Below are 12,433 nucleotides of genomic sequence, written 5' to 3' on the forward strand. Positions count from 1 at the left end.
GGCACCATCCGCCACGGGACGGCAGTTGCAGGAATCGCAGAAGACCATAGCGTGCCCGAAGGCCGGGCAAAATCGGCGCTTGCACCGATACGCCGACCCCCGTCGCGCGGAGGGCCACTGCACCGGAGCGCGCCCAAGCGGCCTTTTCTTTTGGACCGTGCACGGCCCGTTTTCTTTTCGGCCAAGACCGAAAAGAAAATGGGGGGTGCATCCCCGCTGGACAAGCCCCCTGCGGGAGCAGACACCACCGAGGCCGCCGCCCGGCGGCCCGCATCTCCCCCGCCCCCTTCGGGGCCAAAGGGAACCATGTCACTTCCCGGAGTAGACCTCCGGCTTCAGCACCCCGATGTACGGCACATTCCGGTACTGCTGGCAGTAATCCAGCCCATACCCCACCACGAACTCATCCGGCACCACAAACCCCGCCAGGTCGGCGGTGATGGCCTTGGTCCGGCGGGAGGGCTTGTCCAGCAGCGTCACGATGGTGATGGACGCCGCCCCCTTCGTCATGAAGTAGTCCCGCAGGAACGCCAGGGTGTTGCCGGAGTCCAGAATGTCCTCCACAATGATCAGATGCCGCCCGGTGATGTCCTGCTGCAGGTCGTGGGTGATCTGCACCCGGCCGGAGGACACGGTGGCGTTCTGATAGGAGCTGACGGCGATGAACTCCACGTCGCTCTTCACCTGGCAGGCCCGGACCAAGTCCGCCATGAACACGAAGGAGCCCTTCAGCACCCCCAGGAACAGCGGGTCCTTGCCCTCGAACCGGTCGTACAGCTCCGCCCCCATCTCCGCGATGCGGGCCCTCAGCTCCTCCTCGGTGACCAGCACCCTGAGGATATCGCTTTCCATCTCACTTCTCATGGTCTCTCTCCTTTGCCGCTTCTGCGATCTGAATAAACCGGCAGGGCTCTCCCGCCGATACGGAAAACGCTTCGTCCACCCCCAGCCGCCACACGGCGGCGAGACATCCCCCGGCGTAGATGGCCGGCAGCTGGTCCCGCTCCGTGAGGGAGATCCGGCGGTCCAGGCACAGCCGCTTGACGCTGCGGCCGCCGCCGTGGGTCTCCGGCAGAACCAGCCGGTCCCCCGGCGCCGCGGGACCTGCGGTCAGGCCCATCCGCTCCCCCTGCCGCCAGGGCCGGAGAGCCAGGCCCTCCCCCTCCGGTTGGTCCAGCAGGGTCAGGCGGAAATCCCCCCAGGTGACGGGGCAGTCCGGCAGCAGCTGGACCTCTGTCAAGGTCTGGGGGCGGGTCTCCAGGATCAGCCACTCCCGGCAGTACCGGGCGGTGACGCCGTGGGGCAGGTCCAGCCGGCTCTCCCGGCCCCAGAGGGTGTTCCGGGTCAGATAGAGGATGGCGTTTAAGTGGGCGGCGGTGATGTCCCTCCGCCCCACCCCCAGCAGGTCAAAGAGCCGCAGCAGCATCCGGGGCTTCACGGCGTCGGTCGCCTCCGCCAATGCCTGCCGGGATAAGGTCACCCGCCCCTCCTGCACCTCCACATGGGCGGTGCGGCGGGCGGCCTCTTCCTCCAGGGAGCGATCCACCGTCCGCAATCGGCGGCCGGCATCGTTGATGTGGGCCACCGCCTGGGGATTGATCTGCTTCAAACGGGGCATCACCTCCAGCCGGAGGAAATTCCGGGCCGCGGCGTCGGGGTCGGCGTTGGTAGAGTCCTCCACATGGGGGATGTGGTGGTCGGCGGCGTAGTCCGCCAACTCCGCCCGGGTCACGTCCAGCAGGGGCCGGTAAATGCCGTTCTGCTGATACGCCATGCCGGTGAGACCCGCCGCGCCGGTGCCCCGGATCAGGTTGAAGAGAATGGTCTCGGCGTTGTCGTCGGCGTGGTGGGCGGTGTAGATCCTGATATGCTGCCCCAGCTTCTCCGCCTCCCGACGGAGGAACGCATACCGCAGCTTCCGGGCCGCCTCCTCCAGGGAGAGGCCCTCCCGCTCCGCCAATCCCCGGACATCGCCGGAGCCGGATACAAATGGGATGTCACGGCCGGCGCACCAGTCCCGAACGAAGGCCTCGTCCCGGTCGCTCTCCGCCCCCCGGAGATGGTGGTTGAAGTGGGCGGCCACGATGCGGCCCTGCCGCTCCCGGCACCACCGGTCCAGCAGGTCCAGCAGGCACATGGAGTCCAGGCCGCCGGACACGGCGCACAGGGCCGGCCGGCCCCGGGCCGGCAGCGCCCACCGGGGGCAGCGGGAGAGCAGTTCCTCCATGTCCGCACCTCACTTCTCAAAGACGGGCCTCAGTCCTCGTCGTACCGCGTGTCCAGTGTGGAGAACTGCGTGTACTCCGGCAGTTCCCCACGGCGCGGGGCGCCGCGGGGGCCCCTTTCTATCTCAATCCTCGGGCGAAGTGAATTCGCCCTCCGGCAAGGTTTCGCCAAAATGGCGAAACGCTTGGACGCGCTGCCGCGCGGCTCCGCTTTGCGGAGCAAATAACCTCAGTCCTCGTCGTACCGCGTGTCCAGCGTCGAGAACTGCGTATATTCCGGCATCCACCGCAGCTCCACTTTGCCGGTCTCGCCGTGGCGGTTTTTCGCCACGATGCACTCGGCGATGTTGTGCTTTTCCGAGTCCTCATTATAATAGTCGTCCCGGTACAGAAACAGAACGATGTCCGCGTCCTGCTCGATGGCGCCGGACTCCCGCAGGTCCGACAGCATGGGCCGCTTGTCGTCCCGCTTCTCGTTGGCACGGGAGAGCTGGCTCAGGCAGATCACCGGCACGTCCAGCTCCTTGGCCATGATCTTCAGCATCCGGGAGATGTCGGACACCACCTGCTGGCGGTTCTCCCCGGCGTAGCCCTTGCCCCCGGCGGAGGTCATCAGCTGCAGGTAGTCGATGACCACCAGGCCCAGGTTGTCCAGCCGGCGGCACTTGGCGTTCATGTCCGCCACGGACAGCATGGGGTTGTCGTCGATCCGGATGTCCACCTTGTTCAAAATCGTGGCCGCCCCGGCGATCTTCTCCCAGTCGGTCTCCCGCAGGGAGCCGGTCTTGAGGCGGTTGTTCTCCACCAGGGCCTCGGAGGACAGCAGGCGGGTGGCCAGCTGCTCCCGGCTCATCTCCAGGGAGAACACGGCCACCGTCTTGCGGACGGCCTTGGCCACGTTCAGCGCGATATTCAGCGCAAAGGAGGTCTTGCCCATGCCGGGCCGGGCGGCCAGCAGGATCAGGTCCGACTTGTTCAGTCCCGTGATCTTCTGGTCCACGGCGGAGAGGCCGGTGGAGAGGCCGGGCAGGTGGTCCTCGCTCTCGCTCATCTCCCCCAGCCGGTCCAGCACCTCCGGCAGCACCTGCCGCAGGGGCACCATGTCCTGGGCGCTCTGGCCCCGGCGGACGGCGTAGACCTTCTGCTCCGCCGCCTCCAGGATCTCGGCGGCGTCGCCCACGCCCTCCTGCACCATGGCGGTGATCTCGGCGGCGGCCTGGGCCACGCCCCGCATCAGGGCCTTGTCCCGGACGATGGCCGCGTACTCCATCACGTTGGCGCTGGTGGGGGTGATCTCCATCAGCTGGGCCAGGTAGGACCGGGTGGTCTGGTCGTCGTAGGTGCCCGCCTTCTGCATCTCGTCGCACACCGTGATGCCGTCGATGGGCTTGGCATAGGTGAACATGGAGTAGATGGTCTCAAAGATCTCCCGGTTCTGCCGGAGGTAGAAGTCCGACGGCCGGAGCTTGTCCATCACGTCCTTGACGCAGTCGGGGTCGATGAGCATGGAGCCCAGGACGGCCTGTTCCGCCTCCAGGGAGTGGGGCATCTGCCGCAGGAGCAGGTCTTCGTTTGCCATCTTGGTGTCACCTCGCAGTGAATGGGAGTCCACCCGTTTGGGTGGGGAAATCAGCTATGTTGATAGCTGGGCAATGCACCCCCCATTTTCTTTTCGGTCTTGCCGAAAAGAAAACGGGCCGTGCACGGTCCAAAAGAAAAGAACGCTTCGGCGGGTCGGTCTGCGCCAGCGCAGACCTCCTGCCGCCGGCGGGGGATGGCTGGCACTCCCTTGCAGCAGTCAGGGACGGAAACGCCCGGCCCTTGGGGAAACCTCCAGCCCGGGGAAGTATAGGGATACCCTCAGCCTCCCTCCCCGCTGCCGCTCACGCTCCCGTGAAGAACAGCCAGCGGCAGCGAAAAGAGAAGCAGCTCGATGCGACAACCACCCCGACGAGGCCGGCACCATCCGCCACGGGACGGCAGTACCTACCTCGTAGAAGAGTCAAGCGTGCCCGAAGGCGGGCCCAAATCGGAGCAGGCACCGATACGCCGACCCCCGTGCGCACGGAGGGCCACCGCACCGGAGTGCGCCCAAGCGGCCTTTTCTTTTGGACCGTGCACTGCGCAGCCGTTGGCGGCTTTGCCGCTTACGGATGCGGCGTACCCCTTGCGGGTACGGCCCGTTTTCTTTTCCGCAAGACGGAAAAGAAAATGGGGGGTGCATCCTGGCCGGACAAGCCCCCCTGGCGGGAGCCAGCCCCCCGTGGCCGCTGTTCAGCGGCCCGCATCACTCCCGGGGCGAGCCCCCAAACAGAGGGCCCTCCCCTTTATTTTTCCTCAAACACGGACACGTACACCGTCCCGCTGACCTCAAATCCCAGCTTGGCTTTCACCTGATAGGACCCGAAGGCCTTGATGGGCTCGTCCAGCACCAGCTTCTGCTTGGGGATGTCCAGGCCGAACTGGGCCTTCAGGCCGTCGGAGATCTCCTTGGTGGTGACGGCGCCGAACAGCCGCCCGCCGTTTCCGGCCTTGGCGGTGAGCTTCACCATGCACTCCTTCAGCTTCTCGGCGGTGGCCTCCGCCTCCGCCTTCTGCCGGGCCTCCTCTGCCTTGCGGGCCTTCTCCTTCAGGTTCATGGTGTTGATGGCGTCCGCCGTGGCGGCGATGGCCAGCTTCCGGGGCAGGAGGTAGTTGCGGGCATAGCCCTCGGACACCTCCACCATCTGGCCCTTCTTGCCCTGGCCCTTCACGTCCTGCTGTAAAATCACTTTCATGGGAAATTGTCTCCTTCTGTTCTCTTCGGCAGACGTCAGCCTGCCGTCTTATTTTTCAAAATACGCGTCGATGGCCTCCAGCAGCCGGGTCTTCACCGTCTCCACGTCCGTGTTCTCCACACGGCCGCCGGCGGTGGTGGAGTTGCCGCCGCCGCCCAGGGCCTCCAGGATCACCTGGACGTTGATCTCCCCCAGGGAGCGGGCGGACATCTGCACGTTCTCCCCGCTGCGGAACACCACGAAGGACGCCTTCACGCCCTTGAGGCTCAGCAGCTCGTCCGCCGCCTGGGCCGCCGTCACCCGGTCCACGCCCTCCTGGTCGATGGCCGCCACGGCGATGTCCTCCCGGTACAGCTCCGCCCGGCGGATGATGTCGTAGCGGGACACCATCTCCTTCAGGTCGCTCTGGAACAGGCGCTGGACGTCGGTGGTGTCGGCCCCCGCCCGGCGGAGGAAGGCCGCCGCCTCAAAGGTCCGGCCGCCGGTGCGCAGGGTGAAGTGCTTCGTGTCCAGCACGATGCCGGCCAGCAGGGCCTCCGCCTCCTCCCGCAGCAGGTCGGCGGGCTCCACCAGGTACTGCAGCAGCTCCGTCACCAGCTCGCTGGCGGAGGAGGCGTAGGGCTCGTGGAAGCTGAAGGCGGCGTTTTCGATGTAGCTGGCCGCCCGGCGGTGGTGGTCGATCACCGCCACCCGGTTGCTGGACTCCAGCAGCTGGGGATGCTCCACCATGTCGGGGCGGTTGGTGTCCACCACGATCACCAGGGCGCCGGGCTGCATCCGCAAAAACGCCTCCGCCCCGGTGGTGAAGGCTCCCTCGTACTCCGGCAGGCCCCGGAGCTTGGAGAGCACGGCCCCGGCGGCGTTGCGCTCCAGGTCGATGACGATCTGGGCGTGCTTGCCGTGCTTGCGGGCGATGCAGTACAACCCCGCCTCGGCGCCCACGGCGTCCATGTCGGCAAAGCTGTGGCCCATGATATAGATCTCCGAGGCGTCGGCCATCAGCTCGTTCAGGGCGCTGGCCATGACCCGGGACTTCACCTTCGTCCGCTTTTCCGTGGACTTGCTGCGGCCGCCGTAGAACTGGAAGTCCACCTTCCCCCGGACCACCGCCTGGTCGCCGCCCCGGCTGAGGGCCATCTCCAGGCTGAGGCGGGCGTTGCGGTACAGCTCCGCCATGGCGTCGGCGTCCTTGCCGATGCCGATGGAGAGGGTGGGGCACACGTCCCCCACCTTGATCTCCCGGATGGCGTCCAGGATGGAGAACTTCTCCTCCACGAAGTGGTCGTAGTGGCACTCCTCAAAGATGAAGAGGTAGTGGTCCCGCTCGGTCTTCAGCAGCAGGCCGTCGGCGCAGGCGGCCCAGTTGTTCAGCTTCTCGTCGATCTGGGCCAGCACGGCGCTGCGCTGCGTGTCGGCGCAGGCCTTCATCAGGTCCTCGTAGTTGTCCACCATCAGGATGGCCAGCACCGGGCGGGTGGCGGTGTACCGCTCCCGCAGGTCGTCGGCCTCGGTGGTGTCCACCCAGTAGGTGGTGGCCACCAGGTTCTGCTCGGCGCCCCGGCCCTTGGCCCGCACCAGGCTGCCGTACACCCGGAACCGCCGGCTGTTCATCACCACCCGGTCCGGGCACTCCTGCTTCCCCTCCAGCAGCCACTGGACGGGAAAGTCCGGCACCGCGTCCTCCACCTTCATCTCGAACAGGTGCTCCCGCACGCCGGCCAGCTGCAGGAAGTTCTCATTGCTCCAGATCACCTCGCCGGTGTCCGGCCGGAACACCATGATGGGCAGGGGGGAGTTGATGAGGGTGGACTTACTGGCGGTGTCCACGCTGCCGGTGACATTGTCGATATACTGCAGGATGTTCTGCCGGCGGCTCTGGTTGCGCTTGGTGAAATAGGCGTACAGCCCCACGGTGCAGGCGATCTCCACCAGCCCCAGGGCCAGGCTCACCGTGGCGGTGGCCGCGGCGAACACGAACATGCAGACGAAATACAGCTTCAGATTGGGTTCCAGCAGGCGGGAGAGCTTCTTTTTGTTCATCTCATCATGTCTCCTTCCACAGGGACGGAGCTCCTGCGTAACATTACGGTCAGTATAGCAGTTTTCCCCGGAAGAAGCAACTGTTAAAACGTCTCCCGCGGGAAAGGCCGGCTGTCAGGGGGCGGTCCGCTCCCGCCGGCGGCAGGCCCGCAGCAGCAGCAGATTCAGCCCCAGCGCCGCCAGGGCGGACACCGCCGCCGGCGCCCCCAGGGCGCGGAAGCCCCACCCCTCCTGCACGGCGCTGCCGATGAAGGACCCCGCGGCGATGCCGAAGTTGTAGGACACCGGCTGCACGGAGGCGCACAGGCTGGCGGCGAAGGGATAGTCCCGCTCCGCCAGGGACAGGGCGTGCATCTGGGCCGGGGTGTTCAGCAGGTACATCAAAAGGCCCATGGCGAAGATCCCCGCAAGGCCCGTCCACAGACTGCCCAGCAGCACCGGCAGCAGGGCAAACAGCGCCGTCTGGGCGGCGAAGGCCCAGGGCAGCGTCCGCAGGCCGCCCCGCTCCCCCAGGGCGCCGGAGAGCAGGTTGCTGGCGGCGCTGCACGCGCCCATCACCAGCAGCAGGGGGCTCACCGCCCCCTCCGGCAGGCCCAGGGTGTCCGTCAGGATGGGGGAGAGATAGGTGTACACCACATAGGTGGCGCAGGCGCTGCACAGGATCATCCCCACGCACAGGGAGCACCGGGGGTCCCGCAGGATGGAGAAGGACTTCAGCAGTCCGCCGGGCTCCCGCCGGGGCGGCACGGCGGGCAGGGACCGCAGCAGCAGCGGCAGCAGCGCCGCCCCCATGACCAGGATCACCGCAAAGGTCCACCGCCAGCCGAGCCACTGGCACACGGCGGTGCCCAGGGGCACCCCCAGCACCGCCGCCACGGAAAAGCCCCCGTACACCAGAGAGATGGCCCGGGCGGTCTGCTCCGGGGCGGCCACCTCCTTGGCGTAGAGCATGGCCACCGCCGTCAGCGTGCCGGACACCAGGGCCGCCGCCACCCGGGCGGCGTACAGCACCGCCACGTTGGGGGCGGCAAAGCTGACGGCGCCGGTCAGCAGGAACACCCCCATCAGCACCGCCAGCAGCTTTTTCCGGGAGATGCCGCCGCAGGCCGCGGTGATCACCGGCGTGCCCACGGCGTAGCAGGCGGCGAACACGGACACCAGCTTGCCCACCGCCGCCAGGGAGGTATCCAGCCCCTCCGCGATCTCCGGCAGGATGCCCACGATGACGAACTCGCCGGTCCCCAGCACAAAGCCCAGTGCCGCCAGCAGCAGCACCGCACCGGGCAGCGGCGTCTTCGAATGCTTCATATTCAGCAGGTCTCCTTCCTGTTTGCGTACACATGTCCTGTCGAAAACCGCCCCGGCGCCGGAGCGGAAGGGCCGGCGCCGGAGCGGCGGCTCAGCAGGTCTCTTCGGTCAGAATGGGGCTCTCCGGGTAAAAGCAGTCCCGCTTGGGCACCCGGTGCTCCACCACGGCGTCGAACAGCAGCTCCAGGGCCTTGCGGCTCTGGTAGGTCAGGTTCTGGTCGATGATGAAGTCCAGCCGCCCCTCCCGCAGGAAGGACCGGGTCTCCGGGCTGTTGTCGTGGGCCAGGACCCGGATCTGCCCGGCCCGGCCGCTGCGGTCCAGGGCCTCCATGCAGGCGGGCACGGACCGGTTGGCCATGTAGATATACTTCAGGTCCGGCTCCTCCGCCAGGGCGGCGGTCACGGCGGAGAGGGTCTCGTCATAGTCGTCGTGGGTCTCCTCCACCCGGCAGTCCGCCCGGGAGAAGCCCCTCTCCTCCATCCGCTCCAGGAAGCCGTCGGCCCGGCCCTTGTGGCCGGAGTAGCCGTGGTCGGCGTACACCAGCAGGATCCGGTCCCCGGGCGTGAGGAACTTGGCGGCGATGTCCCCGGCCACCCGGCCGGCGTGGTGGGCGTCCTCCCCCACAAAGCACATCCGCCGCCCGCCGGCGATATCGGAGTTGAAGGTCACCACCGGCACCCGCCGCTCCGCCAGCTCCTCCAGCTTCTGCCGCACCGGGGGGCAGTCCGCCGCGCACAGGGCGATGCCCTGGGTCTCCTCCGCCGCCTGGTCCAGCAGCCGCAGGCACGCCTCCGTCTGCCCCTGGGGATAGGGATAGACGGTGACATGGACGTTGTAGTCCTGCCGCTCCCGCCGGAACTTCTCCACGCCGGCGGCCATGGCCGCGCCCACATAGCTCTCCCACGTGGGCTGGATGATGGCGAACTGCCGGGTCAGGCCGCTGGTGGCCAGGGCGCTGGCCATGCGGTTGGGGCGGTAGTCCAGCTCCTCCATCACCTCCAGCACCCGGCGGCGCACCTCCTCCTTCACATAGGGCCGGTCGTGCAGCACCCGGTCCACCGTGCCGATGGAAACGCCTGCCCGCTCCGCGATGATCTTGATGGTGGCCCGCATAGCCGTCTCTCCTCTCCCGGCCGGGGGTCTGCGCCCCGGCCGCAGTGATCTTCCAAAAAAATGTGTACAAATCCGGCTTTCTGTGTTATACTACACCCAGAATACGCAGAGGGCAGGGCGCCGGCTCCGCCGGAGGGTCCCTCCCGCAATCGTTTGTACTGCGTTTTAGTATAGCAAAGAGCGCGTTGAGAAGCAACTGCTTTTCCGCCCATTTTTCTCTTTGTCCCCCTGTATTTCACTGGCGCGGAGAGTCCTTCCGCCTCAGTCAAATAAAAATCCCATACGGTTTTGCGTGGAATGACGTGACCGAACCCCTGCCGGCGAAACGGGGCCGCGCAGGCGACGGGCGTCTCTTCTTTGCGTGCGCTCATTTTGCGCATGCCGGCGCTCCGCGTCCTTCCGCCGTCCCGGGGATTACATACCAAACTGTTAAAGGAGCATCATCGATTTATGGCAGAAAAACTGAAGATCATCCCCCTGGGCGGTCTCAACGAGATCGGCAAGAACATGACCGCCTATGAGTACGGCGGCGAGATCATCGTGGTGGACTGCGGCATGGCCTTCCCCGGGGACGACATGTACGGCATCGACCTGATCATCCCCGACGTCAGCTATCTCATCAAGAACCGGACCCGGATCCGCGGGCTGTTCATCACCCACGGGCATGAGGACCACATCGGCGCCATCCCCTACGTGCTCAAGCAGGTGAACATGCCCATCTACTGCACCCGGTTCACCGCGGGCCTCATCAAGCTGAAGCTGGAGGAGCACGGCCTGGTGAAGAGCACCAAGCTCATCACCGTGGAGCCGGGCAAGAGCGTCCGGGCCGGCAAGTTCACCGTGGAGTTCATCCACGTGAACCACTCCATCGCCGACTCCGTGGCCTTTGCCATCCACACCCACATGGGCACCGTGGTCCACACCGGCGACTTCAAGATCGACTCCACCCCCATCGACGGGGAGGTCATCGACCTGGCCCGCTTCGGCGAGCTGGGGAAGGAGGGCGTCCTGGCCCTGCTGGCGGACTCCACCAATGTGGAGCGGCCGGGCTTCACCCCGTCCGAAAAGACGGTGGGCGCCACCTTCACCCGCCAGTTCCAGGGGTGCGACGACCGGATCATCGTCACCACCTTCGCCTCCAACGTCCACCGGATCCAGCAGGTGCTGGACGCCGCCGCGGCCTTCGGCCGGAAGGTGGCCGTGACGGGCCGGTCCATGGAGAACATCATGAAGGTCTCCACCGAGCTGGGGTACATGAAGGTGCCCAAGAACACCCTGGTGGACATCAACAAGATCAAGGGCCTGCCCAAGAACAGGCAGGTCATCGTCACCACCGGCTCCCAGGGGGAGGAGATGAGCGCCCTGTACCGCATGGCCTTCTCCCAGCACAAGCAGGTGGAGCTGGGCGCCGGGGACAAGGTCATCATCTCCGCCAGCGCCATCCCCGGCAACGAGGTGACGGTGTCCCGGGTCATCAACGAGCTGTTCCGCAAGGGCGTCAAGGTGGTCTATAACAAGGCGGACATCCTCCACGTCTCCGGCCACGCCTGCCAGGAGGAGCTGAAGATCATCCACGCCCTCACCAAGCCCCGGTTCTTCATCCCCCTCCACGGCGAGCAGCGGATGCTGCAGATCCACTCCCAGCTGGCCCAGGACATGGGCATGGACCGCAACCACATCGCCATCGCCGACAACGGCGCCGTCATCGAGATCACCGCCAAGACCATCAAGGTGAACGGCTCCGTCCCCTCCGGCGAGGTGTACGTGGACGGCTCCGGCGTGGGCGACGTGGGCGCCGTGGTCATGCGGGACCGCAAGCGCCTGGCGGAGGACGGCATGGTGGTGGTGGTGCTGCCGGTGTCCTCCCACGACGGGAACCTGATCTCCGAGCCGGAGATCATCACCCGGGGCTTCATCTACGTGAAGGAGTCCGGCGACCTGATGAAGGAGCTGCAGGGCGTGGCCCGGGACGCGGCGGAGAACGTCCGCCGCCGGCGGGACGACGGGGAGCTGAAGGGCACCGTCAAGTCCGCCGTCAGCAGCTACCTGTTCAAGACCACCAAGCGCAACCCCATGGTGATCCCGGTGGTCACACGCCTTTGAGAATTAGGAGTTAGAAATTAGGAGTTAGGAATTTTGGTGTCCGGCGGAGCCGGACGAATTTTGATCGTTCCGCCTCCGGCGGAACACATCAACTCCTATCTCCTCACTCAACTCTTTCTTGCCTGATCTCCCTTGTCAGCGCCGCCAGCCGCTCCCGGACGGCCGGCGGGGCGGGGACGACGGGCGCTTCTCCCTCCGGCGGCTGCCGGGGCGATGACCGGCCCCGGTCCGGGGCCTCCGCCCGCTCCCCGCGGCGGACGGCCTCCCGGCGGCGGGCGGCGGAGCGGATGTTGGCGCACTTGGTGCTGTAGGCGGCGGCGTCCCGGCGGATGTTGTCCGCCATGAAGGCAAAGGCCATCTGGGTCCGCTCCCCCATGGCGGGGTACCGGGTCTCAAAGCCGGTGATGCCGTCCCGTCCGGCCAGCTCCGCCTCGCCGCAGGCCATCAGCGCCCGGAACAGCAGGCCCAGCTGGTCGTCCGGCAGGCTCTCCACCCGGTGAAAGTTGTCAAAATACAGCATGATGCCCACGTGCTTCTCCATGGCTTCCCCCCTTCCCGTCCCCCCGGGGACGGACGTCTCTACTGAGGGCGGCAGAGAGGGAAAAGTTGCACGGGGACGGACAACCGCACCCACGATCGTGCACCATCGTCACGATCGTGCACGATCGTGCGATATAAGATAAGACAAGACAAGATAAGAAAAGATAAGATAAGACCTGGAAACGCAGCAGAAGGCCGGCGCCGTTGGGGGCGCCGGCCTCAGACTGTCGATAAACCCGGAAATCCGGGAAAACGGGAAGGAAGATAGCTACGAAAGAAACCCAGGAAGGGTGTCTTTCGTTTCCAATCAACCGATTCTCAGAACT

9 protein-coding genes are annotated in these 12,433 nt (G+C 66.3%); 1 reads left to right on the plus strand and 8 read right to left on the minus strand.

Annotation, left to right across the window (positions count from 1 at the left end):
- Positions 1 to 309 precede the first annotated feature (309 nt).
- From hpt to H9X91_RS13550, 7 genes are all read right to left on the minus strand, one after another.
- Entirely contained in the window at positions 310 to 864 is a 555-nt protein-coding gene (hpt, locus tag H9X91_RS13520; protein WP_204805760.1) for a hypoxanthine phosphoribosyltransferase, read from the minus strand.
- A complete protein-coding gene (gene tilS, locus H9X91_RS13525; protein ID WP_204805761.1) occupies positions 854 to 2,227 on the minus strand; it encodes a tRNA lysidine(34) synthetase TilS in 1,374 nt (457 codons plus the stop codon). Before tilS ends, hpt begins: the two co-directional genes overlap by 11 nt.
- A 227-nt stretch (positions 2,228 to 2,454) precedes the next feature.
- The gene (gene dnaB / locus H9X91_RS13530; RefSeq protein ID WP_204805762.1) at positions 2,455 to 3,804 is read right to left on the minus strand and encodes a replicative DNA helicase; all 1,350 of its coding nucleotides are present in this window, start codon (positions 3,802 to 3,804) and stop codon (positions 2,455 to 2,457) included.
- A 748-nt stretch (positions 3,805 to 4,552) separates the two neighbouring features.
- Positions 4,553 to 5,002: a 50S ribosomal protein L9 gene (gene rplI, locus H9X91_RS13535; RefSeq protein ID WP_204805763.1), complete on the minus strand. Its 450-nt coding sequence runs from the start codon at positions 5,000 to 5,002 to the stop codon at positions 4,553 to 4,555.
- Between the two features lie 48 nt (positions 5,003 to 5,050).
- Positions 5,051 to 7,042: a DHH family phosphoesterase gene (locus H9X91_RS13540; protein ID WP_204805764.1), complete on the minus strand. Its 1,992-nt coding sequence runs from the start codon at positions 7,040 to 7,042 to the stop codon at positions 5,051 to 5,053.
- A 114-nt stretch (positions 7,043 to 7,156) separates the two neighbouring features.
- On the minus strand, positions 7,157 to 8,350 hold the full coding sequence (locus H9X91_RS13545) for an MFS transporter (RefSeq protein ID WP_204805765.1): 1,194 nt from the start codon (positions 8,348 to 8,350) through the stop codon (positions 7,157 to 7,159).
- A 91-nt stretch (positions 8,351 to 8,441) separates the two neighbouring features.
- Entirely contained in the window at positions 8,442 to 9,464 is a 1,023-nt protein-coding gene (locus H9X91_RS13550; protein ID WP_204805766.1) for a LacI family DNA-binding transcriptional regulator, read from the minus strand.
- A gap of 450 nt (positions 9,465 to 9,914) precedes the next feature.
- Between H9X91_RS13550 and H9X91_RS13555 the strand changes: the two genes are divergently transcribed.
- Positions 9,915 to 11,567, plus strand: a complete 1,653-nt coding sequence (locus H9X91_RS13555; protein WP_204805767.1) for a ribonuclease J — start codon at positions 9,915 to 9,917, stop codon at positions 11,565 to 11,567.
- A gap of 103 nt (positions 11,568 to 11,670) precedes the next feature.
- On the opposite strand, the gene H9X91_RS13560 is transcribed toward H9X91_RS13555, so the two are convergent.
- Positions 11,671 to 12,108, minus strand: coding sequence for a DUF6291 domain-containing protein (locus H9X91_RS13560; protein WP_204805768.1), 438 nt, complete (start codon positions 12,106 to 12,108; stop codon positions 11,671 to 11,673).
- Between the last annotated feature and the right edge of the window lie 325 nt (positions 12,109 to 12,433).

This window comes from Oscillibacter valericigenes, assembly GCF_016902445.1.
GTDB lineage: Bacteria > Bacillota > Clostridia > Oscillospirales > Oscillospiraceae > Oscillibacter > Oscillibacter avistercoris.